Raw genomic sequence first — 20,125 nt, 5'->3', positions numbered from 1 at the left:
TCGAGCTCAACTGTCTTTACGTCGATGAGTAGATATCGACGCAGCGCCGCCTGGGGCAGCGCAGTCGCTTTGTGATGCGCTCTTACTCCGCCCGCAACGCCAACGCTGGCGGCGTCGACAGGATGCGCCGGGTGCCCGACCAACCGGCCAACAGACTCAGTGCCAGGCCGAAGGCGCCGCCGATCAGCAGACGCGGCCAATCCGGCGTCAACGCAATTTCGAACGCCTGGCGCCCAACCACCGCGCCGATCACCGCCGCTGCGGTCACCGCCAGCGTTGCCGCCAGCAAGCCGAGCGCGCCGAATTCCACCAGCACCGCGCCACGCAGCTGCCCGCGCCGCGCTCCCAGCGTGCGCAGTACCGCGCTGTCGTAGCGACGCTCGCCTGCGGTGGCCTGCAAGGCCGCCAGCAGCACCAGCACGCCGGCCAGCAGGCTGAAGCCCATCACCAGTTGCACCGCCTGCGCCACCTGGTCGATCACCTCGCGCACGCGGCCGAGGATGGCGTCGATATCCAGCACCGAGATGTTGGGATAGTCGCGGCTCAACGACGCCAGCTTGGGCGCATTGCCAGGTGGCAGGTGGAAGCTGGAAATCAGGTTGTATGGCGCATCGCCGACGGAACCTTGATTGAGCAGCAAGAAGAAATTGACCCGGAACGAATCCCAGTCGGCCTTGCGGATGCTGGTAACGGTGAAGCTGCGCTGCTGCTCGCCCAGCAGCAAGGTGATGCGGTCGCCGAGTTTGAGCTGATACCGCTGCGCCCAGCCTTCTTCCACCGATGCCTCCGGTGCCGTGCTGTCGGCTGCCCAGAATTTGCCTTCCAGCAACGTATTTGCGGGGGGGAAGGCATGCCGCCAGGAGAAATTGACCGGGCGGTTGTCGCCGTCGCCATTGTCCTGTGGATCGCGGTCGCCGCGCGCCGGCGGTTTGTCGTTGATCGCCACCAGGCGCCCGGTCGAAAACGGCTCCACGGCCGCATCGTTGACGCCCAAGCCGCGCAGCGTCTGCAGCACCGGCGCGGTCTGTTCGGGCTGGATGTTCATCAGGAAGTAGTTGGGCGTATCCACCGGCAGGCGGTCGCGCCATTGCCCCAGCAATCCGGGGCCGACCACGGCCAGCAGCAACAGCGCGCATAGCGACAGCGACAGCCCGACCAACTGCACCACGCTCAGCCCACGCCGCCGCGTCAGCGAGGCCAGACCCAACTTCCAGGCGCCACGCAGGCGATGCTGGATCGGACGCAACAACGTGAGCAGCCCGAGCCCCAGGGCCATCGCCACCAGCGCCAGCGCAGCCAGCCCGCCCAGCACCCAACCGGCGAGCACCAGATTGCCGGTCGCGTACACGGTCAGCGCCAGCGTGGCCGCCAACGCAGCGGCGTAGACAAGCAACGAGCTCGGCGGCACCGCGGCAAAGCTGCGGTTGAGCACGCGCATCGGCGGCACGTTGCGCAGCCGCAGCAGCGGCGGCAGGCCGAAGCCTAGCAACAGCACCAGGCCGATGCCTGCGCCCGCCAGGGCAGGGGTAGCCTGCGGCAGCGGCAGCCGGTTCGGAATCAGGCTGCCCAGCGCCTGCACCAGGCCTTCCTGCGCCAGCATGCCCAGGCCGATCCCGACCAGGCAGGCCGGAATCGCGGTCAACAGCAATTGCAGCGACAGCATCGCCAGAATGTCGCGCTGGCGTGCGCCCAGGCAGCGCAACACGGCGACGGTGTCGATGCGGCGCATCGCAAACCGGTTGGCCGCCAATGCGGTGGCCACGCCGGACAACAGCACCGCCAGCAGCGCCGACAAGGCCAGGAAGCGGCCGGCGCGATCGAAGGCCGCGCGCATGCCGCGCTGGGTGTCTTCGATGCCGACCAGACGATATTCGCTGGCGCGTGGCTTCAACCAGGCACGCAGCTCGGCGATGGCCTCCGGCGCACCGGAGAACATCAGCCGGTACGAAGCGCGACTGCCCGGGCCGAGCAATCCGGCGCCGTCGATATCGGCGCGATTGACCAACAACGGCGGCGAGAGCTGCATCAGCTCGCCGGAGGCATCCGGTTCGGCACGCAGCACGCCGGCGATGGTGAGATGGCCGGCGCCGAATTCCAGCTGCTCGCCCACCCGCAGGCCCAGCGCCTCCAGCAGACGCGGGTCTGCATAGGCCTGCCCCGGCGGCGGTGCGCTGGCGACGTTGCCTTCCGTGCCAGTGCTGTCCTTGGAGACCAGCAACTGACCCCGCAGCGGGTAGCCAACGCCGACGCCGCGGATGTTGGCCATCTGGCTGGACTCGCCATGGAACAACACGCTGGGGAAGCTGACCATGCGCGTGCTCTGCAGCCCGCGCCGCTGCGCTTCAGCAGCGAACTCGGATGGAATCTCCTGGCGGCCGGTCACGCCCAGATCGCCGCCGAGCACTTCCGCAGCGCTGGAGGTCAGCGCCAACGTCACCCGATCGACCAGCGTGCCCACGGCCGTCATCACCGCCACGCCCAGCACCAGCGCGGCGAACACGGTCAGCAGGTCGCCGGCCAGGAATTCGCGGCGTACCGCGCGCGCGGCTTGGCGCAGCACGTTCATGCGCCCGAACCGGGCTGGGCGTGCAGGCGGCCGCTGTCGATGCGGTAGATGTGGTTGCAGCGCTGCGCCAGCGTCATGTCGTGGGTCACCAGCACCAGGGTGGTGTCGCTGGTGGCATTGAGCGCAAACAGCAGGTCACTGATCTGCGCGCCGGTGGCCTGGTCCAGGCTGCCGGTGGGCTCGTCGGCAAACAGGATGCGCGGTTTGGCCACGAAGGCGCGCGCCAGCGCCACACGTTGCTGCTCGCCGCCGGACAGCTGGCGCGGGTAGTGGCGCGCGCGCGCGCTCAGCCCCACCGCCTCCAGCACCTCGCGCACCCGCGCCGGATCCTCGCGCCCCGCCAGTTCCAGCGGCAGCGCGATGTTTTCTTCGGCGGTGAGTGCCGGCAGCAGGTGGAAGCTCTGGAACACGAAGCCGACCTCGCGCGCGCGCAAGGCGGCGCGCGCCTCCTCGTCCAACTGGCCCAGCTGCTGGCCGGAGAGCGCGATGCTGCCGCGGCTGGGCAGGTCCAGCCCGGCTAGCAGGCCGAGCAGGGTGGTCTTGCCCGAGCCGGACGCGCCGACGATGGCGATACTGTCGCCTTCACTGACCGTCAAGCTGATGTTGTCGAGGATGTGGAGTGTTCCCTCCGGTCCGCTGACGGACTTGCCGACCTCGCGGACGTCGATGGCGGTGCGGGTGCTGGAGCGGGGGGCCAGACTGTCGATGAGGAATCTCCGAATGCGTGAAAGAACACTGCGATATGGCGCGCTGGTCCTGTGGCTGCTGACACTGTCCCTGCTTGCGCCGGGAATTGCCTCTGCCAAAAGTCCGGTGGCAACCGCACCGATCCTGGTCGTGGGCGACAGCTTGAGCGCTGCGCACAACATCCCGGTGCAGTCCGGCTGGGTCACTCTGCTGGACCAACGCCTGAAGCGTGACATGGCGACGCCACCGGCAGTCGTCAATGCCAGCATCAGTGGCGAGACCACTTCCGGCGCATTGACGCGACTGCCCGGCCTGCTGGAAAAGCACCACCCCGGCGTGGTGGTGATCGAACTTGGCGGCAATGATGCGTTGCGTGGCCTGACCCCGGCCCAGCTCAAGGGCAATCTGGAAAAGATGATCCAGCTCAGCCAGCAGGCCGGCGCAAAGGTACTGCTGCTCGGTATCGATGTGCCGCCGAACTACGGCCCTGCCTACCGCGAACGCCTGAAGGCGACCTATGCCGACCTGTCCAGACAGTACAAAACCGCGCTGGTGCCGTTCTTCCTGGAAAAGGTCGCGCTACAGCCGGGGCTGATGCAGGCTGACGGCTTGCATCCCACCGCCGCAGCTCAGCCGAAGGTGCTGGAAACGGTCTGGCCGGCGCTGCGTCCACTGCTCGGTCGCTAGGCGTCGTCTGTCACAGAACGTCTCCGGTCCTTCACGCCCTTTCCACCGTCGATCCGGCATGTTTCACAAAGCTGAAGACCGAGGAAAGTCCATGCGTCAGACCAAGGAAACGTCCGGCCTCGTGCTGGTCGTCGAAGACAATCGCAATATCTCCGAAATGATCGGCGAGTACCTGGAAGGCCGTGGCTTCGAGGTCGACTATGCGCAGGACGGACTGGACGGCTACCGTCTGGCCGCCGAGAACAGCTACGACGTGGTCGTGCTGGATCTCATGCTGCCACGTCTGGACGGCATCGAAGTGTGTCGCCGCCTGCGTAACGATGCACGCAAGTCCACCCCGGTGCTGATGCTGACCGCCCGCGACACGCTGGACGACAAGCTCACTGGCCTGGGTTTCGGTGCCGACGACTACCTGACCAAGCCGTTCGCGATTCAGGAACTGGAAGCGCGCCTGCGTGCCCTGATCCGCCGCGAGCGCCGCCAGGTGGGTTCGGAAGTGCTCAAGGTCGCCGATCTGGTGCTCGATCCGGTGAGCATGCGCGCCACCCGTGCCGGCACCGAGCTGCAGCTCTCGCCGATCGGCCTGCGCCTGCTCACCATCCTGATGCGCGAGTCGCCGCGGGTGGTCACCCGCCAGGAAATCGAGCGCGAGATCTGGGGCAACGGGTTGCCGGATTCGGACACCCTGCGCAGCCATCTGTATAACCTGCGCAAGATCATCGACAAGCCGTTCGACCGTCCGCTGCTGCACACAGTGCAGAGCGCCGGCTATCGCATCGCCGACATCGCCCAACCGATGGCCTGATGTCACTGGCCGGTCGCCGCATGGCGGCCGGCTTTCCTGCAGGCGCTCACGCGCCGCTCGCTTCCGCGTGCTGCCGGCTGGCTGCACGACGGGCTCACGGAAGCGTTGCCTATGATCCGGCGCTCTCCCCTGGATGCCGCAATGCCGCACGGGCTCCCACGTAAAATACGTCTCGCCTTTTTGTTGCAGGTCGCACTGGCGAGTCTGGCGATCGTGCTCGGCGGCTATCTGATCTCCTTCGTGATCAAGTACAGCCTGGTGCGCACGGTGCTCGCTGACGAGGCGGTGCATTTCTGGCGCCTGCACAAGAGTGCGCCGAACAACCCGCCGCCGAATACACGCAATATCCAGGGCTATTTCTCGCCTGCCGGCAAGCTCGGCGACAGCGCACCGCCGGTATTGCAACGGTTGCCGCGAGGCTTCAGCGAAGTGGCCGCTGCCGACGCGCTGGTGTATGTCGATCAACGTCCGGAAGGACGCTTGTATCTGGTGTTTTCGCGCTCGCGCGCTGCCCATCTGACCTTGTGGTACGGCGTGGTGCCGGCGATCGTGGTGTTGCTGTCGATCTACGGCGTGTCGTGGTTTACCTATCGCATCTCCAAACGCCTGGTGTCGCCGATCAGCTGGCTCGCACGGCGCGTTTCGCAGTGGGACCCGCGCAATCCGGATGTGGATGAGTTGGCACCGGAGCGATTGCCCGCCGAACTGCAGGGCGAAACACGGCAGCTGGCCGCAGCGTTACATGCGCTGGGGCAACGGGTCAGCGACCATGTTGCGCGCGAACGCAATTTCACCCGCGATGCCAGTCATGAATTGCGCACTCCGCTGACGGTGATCCGCGTGGCCAGCGACATGGCCCTGGCCGACGACGAATTGTCGCCGCGCACGCAACGCAGCCTGCGCCGTATCCAGCGCGCCGGCCACGATATGGAAGCGGTGATCGATGCGTTTCTGATCCTGGCGCGCGAGGCCGAAATCGACCCGCAAAGCGAAACCTTCGATGCCGCCGAACTGGCCAGCGAAGAAGTCGACAGCGCGCGTGAGCTGCTTGGCGACAAGCCGGTGTCGTTGCAGATGGTCGGCGACCGCAGCCTGCAGATGTTCGCCCCGCCGCGGGTGATGCGCGTGGTGCTGAGCAATCTGTTGCGCAATGCCTGTGCCTACACCGACACCGGCAGTATCGAAGTCGAAGTGACCCAGGACCGCATCATCGTGCGCGACACCGGCATCGGCATGAGCGAAGAAGCACGTGCACGTGCATTCGAGCCATTCTTCCGCGCCGATCCCACACGCCCGCAGGGCACCGGCCTGGGTCTGTCGATCGTGCGCCGGCTGTGCGACCGCTTTGGTTGGCGGATCGAATTGCACAGCGAGGCCGATGTGGGGACGTCGGTGGCGGTGGTGGTGGCCTGAGGGCGTCTTTTGTTGGCTGATCTGCCTGGTCTTACTTCTGCTCCAACACCGGTGCCACCGCTTTGCGCCAGATCGCGTAACCGTCGGCGGTCATGTGCAGCATGTCCTCGCGAAACAACTCCGGGCGCGGCTTGCCGCTGGCATCCAGCATTGGCGTGTAGATGTCCACGTAATCCACGCGCGGCAGCGGCGCGAGTGCGTCCTTGATCAGGCGATTGGCAGTCACGATTGCCGGCAGCAAATGCGCGCGCGACGGGCTGGGTTTGATCGACAGATAGCTGATGCGCGCCTTCGGCAGATCGCGCCGAATGCGCGTTACGAATGCCAGCACATCGTCGCGCACCTGCTCCGGCGTACGGCCACTGTTGAGATCGTTGTCGCCGGCATACAGCACCATCTGGCGCGGCGCGTAGGGGAGCACGATGCGGTCTGCGTACCAGGTGCTGTCGCGCACTTCCGAGCCGCCGAAGCCGCGATTGATCACCGGCTTGCCGGGAAAGTCCTGCGCCAAGGTGTCCCAGAAACGGATCGACGAGCTGCCCACGAATACGATGCCGTGCTTGGGTGGCGGCTGCTGCGCGTCGCTGTCGGCAAAGCGCTGCATGTCGTTTTCCCACGCGGCATTGGAGACCTGCGCCGGGACTTGCGGCGCGGTGTGTGGGGTGTCCGCGTGGACGTGGCCGGACAACAACGCCAGGGCGCACAGCAGTGTGCGCAAGGGATGCTTGATCATGCGAGAGAGCCTGCGGCAGTGAAGCGGACCGCCATGGTGCGACAGGCTGGAAGCGGAGGGCAAACCCGTTGGCTTTCAGGGCGTGGCATCGCATTGCGCGCAGATCGCTTCGCCGGGCTTGACCCGACCATGCGGCAGATGGTGCGCCTTGCGGCAGCATCCGACTGCCTTGTAGGCTCAACGGCAGCTGTTCGGACGGGTGGGCACGCCCTGGCGGTGCGCAGCGGCACGGTGCAAAATTCGGCCTTTCCTGAGTAGCGACCACACCATGCGTTCGATCCGTCCCCTGATACGCCCTTGCGGCCGGAAGCGCTGACGCGTGGCCGATCAACTGGGACACGTGCCGCGCGGCCCGCGCCGCATGCTCAAGGCGGCAATCTGGTCGTGGCAGGGATTGCGCGCGGCATGGCTGCATGAATCTTCGTTTCGGCTCGAGGTCTGCCTGGCCGTGGTGCTGGCGCCGCTTGGGCTGTGGCTCGGTCAGTCCGGTCTGGAGCGCATCGCGCTGATTGCGCCATTGCTGATCGTGCTGGCCGCCGAATTGTTGAATTCGGCGATCGAGGCAGTGATCGAGCGCTACGGCCCGGAACACCATGTGCTGGCCGGCCGCGCAAAGGATATGGGCTCGGCTGCGGTGTTCTTGCTGCTGATCAATGTGCTGCTGTGTTGGGGGCTGATCTTGTGGCCGCGGGTGTTCTGAGAGCGATTGGTCACGCGCGCGCCGTGGCAGCCAGGCCCTTGTAGGCGATTGCTTAGCGAAAGCGTGGAGACGTACATGGCGATGCGACGCATCAGAGCGTGGGTGTGTCGGCGGAAGAGCCCGGCGTTCGTGTTGCGCGTAGTGACTCTTTCTACCGGTTGTCAGCCTCTGTCGCGCCTAGCGACCGTGCGCGCACCGATGCGTTCGAACTGACATTGTTCTTAATTCGAGAACTGATCGCCCAGTGGAACAACCCGCCAGTCGTACGCTTGTGCATGCCGGCTTGACTTGCTACATGGCATGCTGCAGCTCTTCTTAAACGGAACTCGCCTGCATGCCTGTCCTGATTCGCGCCCTGGTGTTGCTGATGCTGACCGTCTCGCTGTCCGGTTGCGGTTACAACGCGATCCAGCAGAAGGAAGAAGGCGTCAAGGCAGGTTGGTCGGAAGTGCTGAATCAATATCAGCGCCGCGCCGATCTGATTCCCAATCTGGTGCGCACGGTGCAGGGCTACGCCCAGCAGGAGCGCCAGGTGCTGACCGAGGTGACCAATGCGCGCTCGCGTGTCGGGCAGATTCAGGTCAATGCCGACGACGCAGCGTCGCTCAAGAATTTCCAGCAAGCACAGGGCGAACTCGGCAGCGCGCTGTCGCGCTTGTTGGTGGTCAGCGAGAATTATCCGCAGCTGAAATCCGACCAGTCGTTCCGCGATCTGCAGGTACAGCTGGAAGGCACCGAAAACCGCATCACCGTGGCGCGCGGTCGTTATATCCAGACGGTGCAGGAGTACAACACCTATATCCGTTCGTTCCCGCAGGTGATCACCGCCAAGATCTTCGGCTACCAGCCCAAGCCGAATTTCACTGTGGAAAACGAAGCGCAGATCTCGCGTGCGCCGCAGGTGGACTTCGGTAACCAACAGGCGCCGCAGCAGCAGCCCGTGCCGCAGCAGCAGCCCGTGCCGCAGCAGCAGCCTGTGCAGCAGCCGCAGCCTGCGCAGTAAGTAATTGCGATTTGCGCAGCATCAAATACTGCGGGGTTGGCCGCACGGCATGTTGAGGCAATTGTTAGGTTAGCCATGTCGATCTATCTATCGTCCGCTTGCTCAACCAACTTTCAGAAGCTGGGCATCAAGCCCCTCTCCAGCGGGAGAGGGGTTGGGGTGAGGGTACGGGGCGAAGCCTCTGTGTCATCTAATTGCACGAGGCTTCGCTCGTACCCTCATCCGCCCCTTCGGGACACCTTCTCCCGATGGGAGAAGGGAATAGCTGAGTTTCAGTGCTCATCAGGTAGGAGTTAGCTAATGCGGCAAACGCACAGGTGGGTGTTGTGGATGATGGCGCTACTGCTGCTGCCGGCTTCGCTGCTGGCCCAGGACCTTGCTCCCATTCCGCCGCTACGTTCGCCAGTGGTCGATGTCACCGGCACATTGGACGCCACCCAGATCCAGCAGCTGGAGCAGCAGGCGCTGGCTTTGCAGCAGCGCAAGGGCGCGCAGTTGCAGATCCTGATCGTGCCGACCACCCAGCCGGAGGCGATCGAGCAATACACCCAACGTGTGTTCGACCAGTGGAAGATCGGCCGCAAGGGCGTGGACGACGGTGTGTTGCTGCTGGTGGCCAAGGACGACCGCCGCGTGCGCATCCAGCCCGGTTACGGCCTGGAAGGCGCGATCCCCGACATCACCGCCAACCGCATCATCCAGGAGTATCTGGCACCGCGCTTCCGTGAGGGTGACTACGCCGGCGGCATCAGCGCTGCGACTGCGACGCTGGCCGGTTTGATCGAGGGCGAGGCTTTGCCCGCTCCGGTCAGCGGGCATGCCGATGGCGGCTTGGGCAATGGCTCGGGCGGTGGCGGCGGCTGGATCATGGCGTTATTCATCGGCTTTGTGGTCGCAATGGTGGCGCGCGGCGTTCTCGGCGCGTTGCCACGGCCGCTGCGCGCGTTGCTGACCGGCGTCGCAGCGGGCGGTGCCGCACTGCTCTTCACCTCATTATTGTTCGCCAGCGTTGGCGCTGCGGTCATCGGGCTGCTGGCGGGGCTGGCATCCGGATCGCCGGGGCGCTTTGTCGGCGGTGGTGGCTGGGGCGGCGGCGGGTTCGGCGGATTTGGGGGCGGCGGCCGTGGCGGGTTCGGCGGCGGCGGTTGGGGTGGTGGTGGCGGGTCATCGGGAGGCGGTGGCGCCTCGGGGAGCTGGTAATGCGTTGGCTCAGGCATGTCTTCGCGCCCTCGGCGCAGCGTAGTTTCCCGGCCAGTTGCATGGACGCGATTGCCGCAGCCGTTGCAGCCAGTGAGCGCACCCACACCGGCCAGATCATGGTGGCGGTGGAAGCCGATCTGCCGCTGAGCGCGCTATGGCGTGGGCACACCGCCCGCCAGCGTGCCGAACAGGCCTTCGCGCAATTGCGCACCTGGGACACCGACGCCAACAACGGGGTGCTGCTCTATCTGCTGCTGGCCGACCACGCCATCGAAGTGGTCGCCGACCGCGGCCTGCGCAGCCGGGTGCCGGATGCGCAGTGGGCGGAGGTGTGTCGGCGCATGCAGGAATTCCTGCGCGACGGCGAGCATGAGGCGGCGGTGCTGGCCGGGATCGAGGCGGTGACCGAGCTGTTGAGCGAGCATTTCCCGGCTGCTGCGAACGCGCAGCATGAAGACGAGCTGCCCGATCGTCCCCAGCTCTTAGGCTGAGCGCGTGCGAGATGTCAGAATAGACGCCTCGCTTTTTTGTGATCCGCGGTCCGCATGATCTATCTGCACGCCATCGACCCCATCGCCTTCTCGCTTGGCCCGGTGCAGGTGCACTGGTACGGGTTGATGTACCTGGCCGCGTTCTTCTCCGCCTGGGCGTTGGGCCGCTCGCGCATCCTGCGCGGCCGCCTGCCCGGTGTGGACATGGACGGATTTTCCGACCTGTTGTTCTACGGCATGCTCGGTGTGGTGCTGGGCGGGCGCATCGGCTACATGCTGTTCTATGCGTTCGACAGCTTGCTGGCCAACCCGCTGATTTTGTTCAAGGTGTGGCAAGGCGGCATGAGCTTCCACGGCGGCCTGCTGGGGGTGTTGATCGCCTGCGGGCTATGGGCGCGCAAGCACCGGCTGCACTTCTTCGACGTGATGGACTTCGTGGCGCCGCTGGTGCCGTTGGGTCTGGGCTTCGGGAGGCTCGGCAATTTCGTCGGCGGCGAGTTGTGGGGCAAGTTCACCCAGGCCGGATGGGGCGTGATCTTCCCGCTTGCGCCGGAATTGGCCGGCCAGTTGCCTGCCCAGATCCAGGCGCAGTACGCCACCGGCGCGTTGAATCAGTTCGCGCGCCATCCCTCGCAGCTGTACGAAGCCGCGCTGGAAGGCGTGGTGATGTTCGTGGTGTTGTGGGCGTTCTCGTTGAAGCCGCGTGCGCGTTACGCGGTGTCGGGGATGTTTGCGCTGTTGTATGGCGTGTTCCGCTTCATCGTGGAATTCGTGCGCGTGCCGGATGCGCCGCTCGGCTACCTGGCCTTCAACTGGCTGACGATGGGACAGATCCTGAGCCTGCCGTTGATCATCGGCGGCCTGGTGTTGCTGGCGATGTCGCGCCGCGCGCCGGTGTTGCAGCCGGTGGTGGTGGACACCGCCGTGGCGGGAGCTGCCAAGTGAAGCCATATCTGGACCTGCTGCAGCATGTGCTGGAACACGGCGCGGAGAAGTCCGATCGCACCGGCACCGGCACGCGCAGCGTGTTCGGTTGGCAGATGCGCTTCGACCTCAACGACGGCTTTCCGCTGGTCACCACCAAGAAGCTGCACCTGCGCTCGATCATCCACGAGCTGCTGTGGTTTCTGCAGGGCGACACCAACATCGGCTATCTCAAGGACAACCAGGTCCGCATCTGGGACGAATGGGCCGACGCCGATGGCAATCTCGGCCCGGTTTACGGCAAGCAGTGGCGACGCTGGACCGGCCCGGACGGCGTGGAGATCGACCAGATGCAATGGCTGGTGGACGAGATCAAGCGCAACCCGGATTCGCGCCGGCTGGTGATCAGCGCCTGGAACGTGGGCGAGCTGCCGCAGATGGCGCTGATGCCCTGCCACAGCCTGTTTCAGTTCTATGTGGTGAACGGCAAGCTCAGCTGCCAGCTCTATCAGCGCAGCGGCGACATCTTTCTCGGCGTGCCATTCAATATCGCAAGTTATGCACTGCTGACGCATATGGTGGCGCAGGCCACCGGCCTGGGCGTGGGCGATTTCGTGCATACGCTTGGCGATGCGCACCTGTATTCGAATCACTTCGCGCAGGCGCGCGAGCAACTGACCCGCACACCGCGCGCGCTGCCGCGCCTGCGCCTGAACTCGGCGGTGACCGACCTGTTCGCGTTCCGCTTCGAGGACATCGCCATCGAGGGGTACGACCCGCATCCGGCGATCAAGGCGCCGGTGGCGGTGTGAGCATCGCTTGGCTGGCGAGTGATGCCACACATTGATTTGATGTTCGAAGGGATATCGTCCGCTGCATGAAACTTATCCTGATCGTCGCCTTCGACCGCAACAATGCCATCGGCCGCGACAACGAATTGCCGTGGAAGTTGCCCGACGATCTCAAGCGCTTCAAGGCGCTGACCGTGGGCAAGCCGATCCTGATGGGGCGCAAGACCGCGCAGTCGCTGGGGCGTGCCTTGCCGGGGCGAGTGAACCTGGTGCTGACGCGTTCGGGGCAGGTGCCGTTCGCGGACATGCAGGCGGTGGCGTCGCTCGATGAGGCGATTGCGCAGGCCGAGGCGGCCGGTGCACAGGAGCTGTGCGTGATCGGTGGCGGTGAGGTCTATCGCCTGAGCATGGAGCGTGCGGACCTGCTGGCCGTCACCGAAGTGGACACCACCGTGGAACGGGCCGACACCTACTTTCCGCCGATCGACCCGGCCGTGTGGGAGCCGGTGCAGCGCGAGTCGCATGCGCCCGATGCGCGACATGCCTTTGCATTCGATTACGTGGACTATCAGCGGCGCTGAGGCTTGCGTTTCGGCTGAAGAGGCATTGGCTCAGCGGTGCGGCAACCCGCGCAGGTCACGCGCTGTTTGGCACGGTGCGTAGATCACGTTCAAGCAGCTGCCGCGCGATCATCCGATGCGCTTGTTCACCAGCAGCTCGCCTGACGCGACCCGCCGCGCGTGCACGATGGTGCGTGTCTAGCGCACGCAGCTCTCTGTTCCAGGGCGGTGAATGCGACCCGCGTGTCCGCGCGCCGGAGGTCGAACCTGCAAACGTGCAAGTCGCGTAGCGGATGCATGCTCTGGCTAATTTGCAATCGGCGAGGTACTACCCCCGGCGTGCTGCAGCCAGTGCGCCGATCACGCCCGTTAACTAGTCCGCAGCGGGAGCGGGCGGAGCAGCACTGGGAGCGGTCGAGCCGGCGCTCCCGTTCGCATTGTCTCCGCCACCGCCACGCTGGCGTTGCCGGCGGCGCGGTGGCCGGCTGCGCTGTGCGGTCTTCGGCGGCTGCGTGATCGGGATTCCCGGCACCTGCACCACGCGCAGTTCGTCGGTATCCAGCTGCAAGGCGGTAAGTTTGCCGCCCCATACCGCACCGGTATCGATGGCGTGCACGCCCTGGGTGATGGTCAGCCCGAGTGCGGACCAATGCCCACAGACGATCTTGAGATCGCGCTCGACCCGGCCCGGCACTTCGAACCACGGATACAGGCCCTGCGCCTGGGTACCCGGCGTGCCCTTGTCGTCGGTGGCGATGCGCCCGCGCGGGGTGCAATAGCGCATGCGCGTGAACAGGTTGATGATTGCGCGGCTGCGGTCATATCCGCTCAGGCCCGGCGACCAGCCCGGCTGATCGCCGTACATATTGCGCAGCAGTTTGCGATAGCCGCCGCCCTGCAGTTGCTGCTCGACCTCGCGTGCATGTTTCTCGGCCATCTGCGTGGTCCACTTCGGCGCCAGCCCGGCATGGATCATCATCCAGCCCAGTTCGCGGTCCACATGGGCCAGCTTCTGCATCCGCAGCCAGTCGAGCAGCACGTCGCGGTCTTCGGCCAGCACGATGCGCAGCAGATCCGGGTTGACCTTGCGTTGTTCCTCTTCCGAACGCGCGCCGATCGCCAGCAGCGACAGGTCATGGTTGCCCAGCACCACCACGCTATGCGCGCGCAGCGAATGCACCAGGCGCAGCGTTTCCAGCGATTGACCGCCGCGGTTGACCAGGTCGCCACAGAACCACAGCGTGTCCTGCGCGGGGTCGAAGTTGATTTTTTCCAGCAGGCGCTGGGTGATGTCGTAACACCCCTGCAGGTCGCCAATTGCCCAGACGCTCATCGCATGCGCTCCATCAGTCCAGCATCCATCAGTGCAGCGTCCTGGGTACGCTCAGCACGAAGGCGGCGATCGGGGCGGTGAATTCGGTGCCATCGTCGGCCACCATGTCGTAATGACCTTGCATCTGTCCCTGCTCGGTCTCCAGCAGGACGCCGGAGGTGTAACTGAACGCCTCGCCGGGACGCAGCCAGGGCTGTTCGCCGACCACGCCTTCGCCATCCACCCGTTCGGTGCGTCCGTTGGCGTCGGTGATCTGCCAATGACGCGCGATCAGGCGCGCAGGCACGGCCCCCGCGTTCTGGATGCGGATGCTGTAGGCGAAGGCATAGCGCCCTTCGTCGGGGGTCGATTGGTGGGCGAGGAAGCGGGGCGACACCTCGACCTCGACCCGGTAGCGCGGATCATCGTGCATGCGGAAAGTCTAAATAAAACCGTGTGGGAGCGGCGCTCAAGCCGGCTCGACATTGGCCAGGCGGATGAAATCCGCGACCTCGAGCTGTTCGGCGCGTGCATCCGGGCGCACCTGCGCGGCCTCGAAATGGGCAGGCTCGCAGACGTTGGACAAGGCATTGCGCAGGGTCTTGCGACGCTGGCCGAAGCCGGCGCGCACCACGTCGGCAAAGCGACGCCGATCCCTGATCTGTACTGTGGCCGGATCGCGCGGCACCAGCCGTACCACCGCCGAGTCCACCTTCGGCGGCGGCCGGAACGCGCCCGGCGGCACCACGAACAGTGCGGTGACCTCGCAATACGCCTGCAGCATCACGCTCAAGCGCCCGTACACCTTGCTGCCTGGGCCGGCAGCCATGCGGTCGACCACTTCCTTTTGCAGCATGAAGTGCATGTCGGCCACCGCTGCGGCATGGTCCAGCGCATGGAACAGGATTGGCGAGGAGATGTTGTAGGGCAGGTTGCCAACCAGCCGGATCGGCGTGCCATCAGCCAGTGCAGTGAAATCCACACTGAGCACATCGCGATGGATGATGCTCAGCGCGCCGATCGGTGCGGCCGCGTCGGTCAGTGGTGCGATCAGGTCGCGGTCGAATTCGATGACGGTCAGTGCGCCGTGCTTGCGCAGCAGCGGAAAGGTGATCGCGCCCTGACCAGGGCCGATTTCGACCAGGTGCTGGCCGGCGCGCGGGTCCACTGCCTGCACGATGCGGTCGATGTAATACCGGTCGGCAAGAAAGTGCTGGCCAAGCGACTTCTTGGCCGGTGCGCTGAAAGAATGATTCATGTGCGCAGTTTAACGTGGCAGCGCCTGCACGCGGTGCCGGTTCTGCGCATCGCCGGCATGCCAGACGGGCTGCGTGCACGCTGCGCCCCGTCCAAGGCCGGCAATCGCCCCTCGCTTAGCCGCGTGCGGCCAGGCGCGCGCACAGCTCGGTCGCCGCCATCAGGCTGGACGGATCGGCGATACCGCGCCCGGCCAGCTCCAGCGCGGTGCCGTGATCGACCGCCACGCGCGGATAGGGCAGGCCGAGCGTGATATTGACCGCCTGCTCGAAGCCGCTGTACTTGAGCACCGGCAGGCCCTGGTCGTGATACATCGCCACCACCGCATCGAAGCCGGTGAGCTTCTGCGGCAAAAATGCGGTATCGGCCGGCAGCGGGCCGATCAATTGCATGCCGTCGCCGCGCAGCTGCTCCAGTACCGGGATGATGACGTCCAGTTCCTCCCGGCCCAGGTGCCCGTCTTCGCCGGCATGCGGATTGAGGCCCAGCACCGCGATGCGCGGGCGCTCCAGGCCGAAGTCGCGTCGCATTGCGGCGTCGGTGATGCGCAGGCAGCGCGCCACCGCATCGGCAGTGATTGCATCGGCCACTGCGCGCAGCGGCAGATGGGTAGTCACCAGGGCGACGCGCACAATGGCATTGGCCAGCATCATCACTACCGGGCAGCCCGCCTGCTCGGCCAGCAGCTCGGTAGTGCCGGTGTAGGGAATGCCGCCGGCATTGATCACCGCCTTGTGCACCGGGCCGGTCACGATGCCCTGCAGCTTGCCGGACAGGCAGTCGCCGGCAGCGCCACGCAGGCCGGCAATGACCGCCGCCGCATTGGCGGGGTCCGCGGTGCCGAAACGGGTCGGCACAGCCTGACGGATCGGATGCAGCGGCAGGTCGCCGGGCGCGCGGGCGCGCTGGTCCGGATCGAGCAGCCGGACAGACAAAGACAGCGCCTTTGCGGCGCTGTGCAGGGTGTCCGGATCGGCGTAGGCGATCAGGTGGGCATCCGAGCGCGGCCGCTGGGCGAGCCGGACGCACAGTTCCGGCCCGATCCCGGCCGGCTCGCCTGGCACCAGCGCGAGCGACGGGAGCATCGAATCAGCGCGTCGGCTGCGCCGGCGGCGGCGTCGGTGCGGCAGGCGCCGCAGGGTCGGCCGGCTTGGCTGGAGCGGCAGTGGCATCGCCATCGGCGCGATCGCCGGTGCGGAAGCTCACATACGCTTCGCCACGCAGCTCCTGCAGATAGCGGTTGTACTCTTCTTCCAGCTTGCGGCGGCCGATCGTTTCACGGATCTGCGCACGCTGGCTTTCGGCACTGACGTCGGTCTGACGGCTGCCCACGCGCTGCACGATGTGCCAACCCGCCTGGGTGCGGAACGGCTCGGACACCGCGCCATCGGCCAGGCCTTCGACCTGCTTGCCGAAGTCCGGGCCGAACGCATCGGCCGGGAACCAGCCCAGATCGCCACCCTGGCCACGGCTGTTGGTGTCTTCGGAAGACTCCTTCGCGGTAGCCTGGAAGTCGGCGCCGCCGGTGATGCGGGCACGCAGTGTGTCGATCTTGGCCTTGGCCTGCGCCTCGGTCTGGCTGTCGTTGATGCGCACCAGGATGTGGCGTGCGTTGTATTCGGTGACCAGCTTCTTTTCGCCGCCGGCATTGGCGTCGCGCATTTCCACCAGCTTGAGCAACTGGAAACCGCTGGGACCACGCAGCGGACCGGCGACCTGGCCAGGCTGCATGTCACGGATCAGCTGAGCGAATGCGTTGGGGATTTCGTCCAGGCTGCGCCAGCCCAGATCGCCGCCTTCCAGCGCGTTCGGGCTGTCGGAATACCGCACTGCCGCTGCCGAGAAGTCCAGCTCGCCTTTGTCGATCAATGCCTTCACGCCATCGACCTTTTTCTGGCCAGTGGCGATCTGGTCGGCCGTCGCACCTTCCGGTAGGCCAACCAAAATGTGCGCCAGGTGGTATTGGCTGCCGGTGGTGGCCTGCTGCGCCAGCGCAGTGTCCACTTCACCTTCGCTCACGCTGATGCGGCTCTGCGCAAAGCTCTGGCGCAGGCGCTGCACGATGATTTCGTCGCGCACCGAGGCACGGAAGTCGCCATAGCCCATGCCATCGGCGGCCAGCTTCTGGCGCAAGCCATCGACAGTGGTGCCGTTCTGCTGGGCGATGCTGGCAATGGCCCGGTTGAGTTCCTCGTCGCTGACGCGGATACCGCTGCCATCGGCACGACCGACCTGCAATTTGACCAGGACCAGACGCTCCAGCACCTGGCGCTGCAGGACATCGTCCGGCGGCAGCTGGTTTTCCCGGCCGGCGTACTGCGACTTGACGTTGCGTACGGCGCGATCGAGCTCGCTCTGCAGCACCACGTCTTCGTCGACGATGGCGGCGATGCGATCCAGCGGCTGGGATTGCTGTGCCGAGGCCAACGGCGAGAGCGTACTGGTGAGTACCAGCAGCGAGGCAAGAACAACAGAGAAAGGCTTGGTCATGGAATCAAGTTCGGATCGTAATCGTCCGGATTAGTCGTGGTATTGCTGGGCGGGACCAGGTACAGGTCGTCGCGGTAATAGCCGAGAATAGCACGGCGCAAAGTGCGGTCCGTGTTCTGCCCGAACGAGCTCAGGCCCTTCAGCACGAACTCCACCTGGATGGAGTTGTCCATTTCGCCATCGCGGTTGCGCACGAACCGGCGCACCAGCGCGCGCACCGCCAGGCAGCAGCTGTCCCACTGCACGCCACCGATCATCTCCAGTGGTTTGCGATCCAGGAGCGAGTAGTAGTAACGGCCGACCGCACTCCAGCTGGGGTTGATCGGGTACAGGAAGGAGAAATCTGCCTGCTCGAGCTGGTCGCTATTGTTGGTCGGGTTACGGCGGTAGCGATACGCAAGATTGATGATGCCGTCGTCGTTGAGCAGATAACGCGTACGCAGGCTGGCCAGATCTTCCTTGCGCGAGTTCGGGTTCCATTGATAGGTGGCGCCCATCGACCAGCGGTCGTTGATCATGTAGTTGGCATCTGCCACCCAGGCGGACTTGCCCTGTTCGATGGGTTGTTCGCTGCCGGCGGCCGAATTGGTGCTGTTGTTGATGGTGACCAGCGAGTCGTTGAAATACAGGATCTGGCCTGCACTCAATGACAGCTTCTCGCGGCCGTCGTCCTGGCGCAGCCAGCGCGAGGTCACCGCCAGGGTCAGCTGGTTGGCATCGTTCTGGCGGTCCGCACCGGTATAACGCGTGTCGCGGAACAATTGGCCATAGCTGAAGGTGAACGGGCGGGTGTCGAAGACCGGCAGATCATCCTGGTCGCGGTACGGCACGTACAAATAGTACAGGCGCGGCTCCAACGTATTGAGATAGTTGGTGCCGAATACCGAAGTCTCGCGGTCGAAGTACAGGCCGGCATCCAGCGAGGCGATCGGCAGGCTGCGCGAAGGGGAGCGATCACCGGTCAGCGGCGCGGTGTTGGCCAACGTCGAATCCAGCTGATACGTGGTGTAGCGCCACGCCACGGTCGGAGTGAAGAACCAAGCGGCGCCGGACAACGGCATCGAGATGTAGGGCTTGATGTCAAGGCGCGACCCGCTGCCATATTCCTGGTTACGGATGTTGGTGCGGACGTACTCGTCGTTATCGTCGCGGTTGTTTGTTTCGCCTGGAGCGCTGGGGCTCGGAGGCTGGACGAAGTAGGAGTCGTCATGGGTGAAACGCACGGCTTCGGCGTAGACGCCCGCCTCGAAAATGCCAAACGGCTTTTCCCAAGTGAAATACGCGCGCGGTTGCCGGTTGTAGGGCAGCGACCGCTCGTCCAGCGTGTAGTCGGTGAGCTGCCAGCGGTCCGCCATCAGGCCTGCGGTCCAGGTCTCGCCGGTGCCGTAGATGCCCACGGTGCTCTGCAAGCTGGAGGCCGAACCCATGCCGTTCAGGCGGCTGGTGAAGTCTTCCACATAGCGGGTGTCGCTGACCCAGGAGATGCTGCTACGCGCCTGCCAGTATTTATTGATGTCATGGTAGCCGCTGTAGAAGACGCTGCCGCGGTCTTTGTCGCGCAACTTATCGTTGGGCAGATAGTTACCGGTGATCTCGCCGCGTCCGTTTTCGTACAGGTAGCGAAACTCGGTGCCGAACATGAAACCGCGCTTGCTCATGTAGCGCGGCAACAGGGTCGCGTCGTAGTTCGGCGCCAGGTTCAGGTAGATCGGTTGCAGGTAGTCGAAGCCATTGCGGCCGGACAGACCGAACTGCGGGAACAGCAGGCCGGTCTGGCGACGGTCATCGATCGGGAACTTGAACCAGGGGAAATACAGCACCGGCACCTTGCCGATCTGCAGCACCGCGTTGCGGGCGGTGCCGAAGCCTTCTTCGTTGTCGACGTCAATCTCCGGCGCGCGCACGCGCCAGATCGGCTGCGAGGGATCACAGGTGGTATAGGTCGAGCGGTGCATCTGCCCGACCTGGCCCTGCAGGTCCACCGATTCGGCCGCGCCGTTGCCACGCCGGTCCACCAGCTGGTACTGGATGTTGGTGACCTTATGGGCGTCGGTGTCCTGGTTGCCTTCGGCGCGGTCGGCAACCATGCGGAAGGAGGTGTCCTGGTAGCGGACATGGCCTTCGGCGATGTAGTTGCCGGTCTCGGTGTCCATGCGCAGATTGTCGGCGCCCAGGAACTGGTCGCCGCGCTTGAGCGCCACATTGCCCTGGTACTGCGGGGTGGTGCTGGTGCCGGACAGCTGGTCGCCTTCGATGTCGGTCGGCAACTGCTGGCGCATTTCGGCGGCCTTGGCATCTGCGGCGGGCGCGCCGTCAAAGCCTGGCAGGGGATCCACGGCCGGGCACAGTCCCCAGTTCAACGGCTTGTCGGCAGCCATGGCCGGAAGGCAGATGGCAATGCTCAAAGGCAGGGGCAGCAGGCGGAGAGCTAGGTGCACGCGACGATCATTGTAGAAAAACACGATCTAGCTTGCCCCATTACTCGTGCATGAGCAATGAATAATTC

Annotated in this window: 19 protein-coding genes; 10 read left to right on the top strand and 9 right to left on the bottom strand. The window is 65.3% G+C overall.

Annotation, left to right across the window (positions count from 1 at the left end):
• Window positions 1-82: 82 nt before the first annotated feature.
• Window positions 83-2,566, bottom strand: a complete 2,484-nt coding sequence (locus ABS769_RS05445) for an ABC transporter permease (RefSeq protein ID WP_317060666.1) — start codon at window positions 2,564-2,566, stop codon at window positions 83-85.
• Window positions 2,563-3,168 carry an ABC transporter ATP-binding protein gene (locus tag ABS769_RS05440; RefSeq protein WP_317060699.1) on the bottom strand — a complete coding sequence of 202 codons (606 nt, stop codon included), beginning with the start codon at window positions 3,166-3,168 and terminating at the stop codon, window positions 2,563-2,565. The genes ABS769_RS05445 and ABS769_RS05440 overlap by 4 nt, the downstream gene beginning before the upstream one ends.
• Window positions 3,169-3,271: 103 nt before the next feature.
• Between ABS769_RS05440 and ABS769_RS05435 the strand changes: the two genes are divergently transcribed.
• The 3 genes from ABS769_RS05435 (at window position 3,272) to ABS769_RS05425 (ending at window position 6,158) form a co-directional block, all read left to right on the top strand.
• On the top strand, window positions 3,272-3,940 hold the full coding sequence (locus ABS769_RS05435) for an arylesterase (protein ID WP_023902759.1): 669 nt from the start codon (window positions 3,272-3,274) through the stop codon (window positions 3,938-3,940).
• A gap of 91 nt (window positions 3,941-4,031) precedes the next feature.
• The gene (locus ABS769_RS05430) at window positions 4,032-4,745 is read left to right on the top strand and encodes a response regulator transcription factor (RefSeq protein WP_002811889.1); all 714 of its coding nucleotides are present in this window, start codon (window positions 4,032-4,034) and stop codon (window positions 4,743-4,745) included.
• A 141-nt stretch (window positions 4,746-4,886) separates the two neighbouring features.
• Complete coding sequence (locus tag ABS769_RS05425) at window positions 4,887-6,158, top strand: sensor histidine kinase (protein WP_176339600.1); 1,272 nt, start codon at window positions 4,887-4,889, stop codon at window positions 6,156-6,158.
• Window positions 6,159-6,189: 31 nt separating this feature from the next.
• Here the strand turns inward: ABS769_RS05425 and ABS769_RS05420 are convergent, their stop codons facing one another.
• Complete coding sequence (locus ABS769_RS05420) at window positions 6,190-6,891, bottom strand: SGNH/GDSL hydrolase family protein (RefSeq protein WP_317060667.1); 702 nt, start codon at window positions 6,889-6,891, stop codon at window positions 6,190-6,192.
• Between the two features lie 319 nt (window positions 6,892-7,210).
• Here ABS769_RS05420 and ABS769_RS05415 point away from each other — a divergent pair, with 319 nt between their 5' ends.
• From ABS769_RS05415 to ABS769_RS05385, 7 genes are all read left to right on the top strand, one after another.
• Window positions 7,211-7,591 (top strand): diacylglycerol kinase, encoded by a 381-nt coding sequence (locus tag ABS769_RS05415; RefSeq protein ID WP_317060668.1) that lies wholly within the window; start codon window positions 7,211-7,213, stop codon window positions 7,589-7,591.
• A 334-nt stretch (window positions 7,592-7,925) separates the two neighbouring features.
• The gene (locus tag ABS769_RS05410) at window positions 7,926-8,594 is read left to right on the top strand and encodes a LemA family protein (protein ID WP_350498121.1); all 669 of its coding nucleotides are present in this window, start codon (window positions 7,926-7,928) and stop codon (window positions 8,592-8,594) included.
• A 300-nt stretch (window positions 8,595-8,894) separates the two neighbouring features.
• Window positions 8,895-9,794 (top strand): TPM domain-containing protein, encoded by a 900-nt coding sequence (locus tag ABS769_RS05405; RefSeq protein WP_317060670.1) that lies wholly within the window; start codon window positions 8,895-8,897, stop codon window positions 9,792-9,794.
• Window positions 9,794-10,285 carry a TPM domain-containing protein gene (locus tag ABS769_RS05400; protein WP_317060671.1) on the top strand — a complete coding sequence of 164 codons (492 nt, stop codon included), beginning with the start codon at window positions 9,794-9,796 and terminating at the stop codon, window positions 10,283-10,285. Before ABS769_RS05405 ends, ABS769_RS05400 begins: the two co-directional genes overlap by 1 nt.
• 54 nt (window positions 10,286-10,339) lie before the next feature.
• Window positions 10,340-11,230 carry a prolipoprotein diacylglyceryl transferase gene (gene lgt / locus ABS769_RS05395; RefSeq protein ID WP_317060672.1) on the top strand — a complete coding sequence of 297 codons (891 nt, stop codon included), beginning with the start codon at window positions 10,340-10,342 and terminating at the stop codon, window positions 11,228-11,230.
• Window positions 11,227-12,021: a thymidylate synthase gene (locus tag ABS769_RS05390; protein ID WP_317060673.1), complete on the top strand. Its 795-nt coding sequence runs from the start codon at window positions 11,227-11,229 to the stop codon at window positions 12,019-12,021. Before lgt ends, ABS769_RS05390 begins: the two co-directional genes overlap by 4 nt.
• Window positions 12,022-12,086: 65 nt before the next feature.
• The gene (locus ABS769_RS05385; protein WP_317060674.1) at window positions 12,087-12,581 is read left to right on the top strand and encodes a dihydrofolate reductase; all 495 of its coding nucleotides are present in this window, start codon (window positions 12,087-12,089) and stop codon (window positions 12,579-12,581) included.
• 352 nt (window positions 12,582-12,933) lie between these two features.
• Here ABS769_RS05385 and ABS769_RS05380 read toward each other — a convergent pair whose 3' ends face one another.
• The 6 genes from ABS769_RS05380 to lptD form a co-directional block, all read right to left on the bottom strand.
• On the bottom strand, window positions 12,934-13,893 hold the full coding sequence (locus ABS769_RS05380; RefSeq protein ID WP_317060675.1) for a symmetrical bis(5'-nucleosyl)-tetraphosphatase: 960 nt from the start codon (window positions 13,891-13,893) through the stop codon (window positions 12,934-12,936).
• A 28-nt stretch (window positions 13,894-13,921) separates the two neighbouring features.
• Window positions 13,922-14,305 carry a Co2+/Mg2+ efflux protein ApaG gene (gene apaG, locus ABS769_RS05375; RefSeq protein ID WP_039523655.1) on the bottom strand — a complete coding sequence of 128 codons (384 nt, stop codon included), beginning with the start codon at window positions 14,303-14,305 and terminating at the stop codon, window positions 13,922-13,924.
• A gap of 36 nt (window positions 14,306-14,341) precedes the next feature.
• A complete protein-coding gene (gene rsmA / locus ABS769_RS05370; RefSeq protein ID WP_047125971.1) occupies window positions 14,342-15,130 on the bottom strand; it encodes a 16S rRNA (adenine(1518)-N(6)/adenine(1519)-N(6))-dimethyltransferase RsmA in 789 nt (262 codons plus the stop codon).
• A gap of 115 nt (window positions 15,131-15,245) precedes the next feature.
• Window positions 15,246-16,214, bottom strand: a complete 969-nt coding sequence (gene pdxA / locus ABS769_RS05365) for a 4-hydroxythreonine-4-phosphate dehydrogenase PdxA (protein WP_317060676.1) — start codon at window positions 16,212-16,214, stop codon at window positions 15,246-15,248.
• A gap of 4 nt (window positions 16,215-16,218) precedes the next feature.
• On the bottom strand, window positions 16,219-17,619 hold the full coding sequence (locus ABS769_RS05360; RefSeq protein WP_047124651.1) for a peptidylprolyl isomerase: 1,401 nt from the start codon (window positions 17,617-17,619) through the stop codon (window positions 16,219-16,221).
• Complete coding sequence (gene lptD, locus ABS769_RS05355) at window positions 17,616-20,057, bottom strand: LPS-assembly protein LptD (protein WP_350498120.1); 2,442 nt, start codon at window positions 20,055-20,057, stop codon at window positions 17,616-17,618. Before lptD ends, ABS769_RS05360 begins: the two co-directional genes overlap by 4 nt.
• Window positions 20,058-20,125: the final 68 nt, after the last annotated feature.

This window comes from Xanthomonas hortorum, assembly GCF_040279205.1.
GTDB classification, from domain to species: Bacteria; Pseudomonadota; Gammaproteobacteria; order Xanthomonadales; family Xanthomonadaceae; genus Xanthomonas; species Xanthomonas hortorum_F.
This window is presented reverse-complemented; position numbering and strand designations above follow the sequence as displayed.

Bases quoted from the DNA above. Each gene is read 5' to 3' on its own strand.
- ABS769_RS05445 (WP_317060666.1), bottom strand. From the start codon at position 2,566: ATGAACGTGCTGCGCCAAGCCGCGCGCGCGGTACGCCGCGAATTCCTG.
- ABS769_RS05435 (WP_023902759.1), top strand. From the start codon at position 3,272: ATGAGGAATCTCCGAATGCGTGAAAGAACACTGCGATATGGCGCGCTG.
- ABS769_RS05430 (WP_002811889.1), top strand. From the start codon at position 4,032: ATGCGTCAGACCAAGGAAACGTCCGGCCTCGTGCTGGTCGTCGAAGAC.
- ABS769_RS05425 (WP_176339600.1), top strand. From the start codon at position 4,887: ATGCCGCACGGGCTCCCACGTAAAATACGTCTCGCCTTTTTGTTGCAG.
- ABS769_RS05420 (WP_317060667.1), bottom strand. From the start codon at position 6,891: ATGATCAAGCATCCCTTGCGCACACTGCTGTGCGCCCTGGCGTTGTTG.
- ABS769_RS05410 (WP_350498121.1), top strand. From the start codon at position 7,926: ATGCCTGTCCTGATTCGCGCCCTGGTGTTGCTGATGCTGACCGTCTCG.
- ABS769_RS05405 (WP_317060670.1), top strand. From the start codon at position 8,895: ATGCGGCAAACGCACAGGTGGGTGTTGTGGATGATGGCGCTACTGCTG.
- ABS769_RS05400 (WP_317060671.1), top strand. From the start codon at position 9,794: ATGCGTTGGCTCAGGCATGTCTTCGCGCCCTCGGCGCAGCGTAGTTTC.
- lgt (WP_317060672.1), top strand. From the start codon at position 10,340: ATGATCTATCTGCACGCCATCGACCCCATCGCCTTCTCGCTTGGCCCG.
- ABS769_RS05385 (WP_317060674.1), top strand. From the start codon at position 12,087: ATGAAACTTATCCTGATCGTCGCCTTCGACCGCAACAATGCCATCGGC.
- ABS769_RS05380 (WP_317060675.1), bottom strand. From the start codon at position 13,893: ATGAGCGTCTGGGCAATTGGCGACCTGCAGGGGTGTTACGACATCACC.
- apaG (WP_039523655.1), bottom strand. From the start codon at position 14,305: ATGCACGATGATCCGCGCTACCGGGTCGAGGTCGAGGTGTCGCCCCGC.
- rsmA (WP_047125971.1), bottom strand. From the start codon at position 15,130: ATGAATCATTCTTTCAGCGCACCGGCCAAGAAGTCGCTTGGCCAGCAC.
- pdxA (WP_317060676.1), bottom strand. From the start codon at position 16,214: ATGCTCCCGTCGCTCGCGCTGGTGCCAGGCGAGCCGGCCGGGATCGGG.
- ABS769_RS05360 (WP_047124651.1), bottom strand. From the start codon at position 17,619: ATGACCAAGCCTTTCTCTGTTGTTCTTGCCTCGCTGCTGGTACTCACC.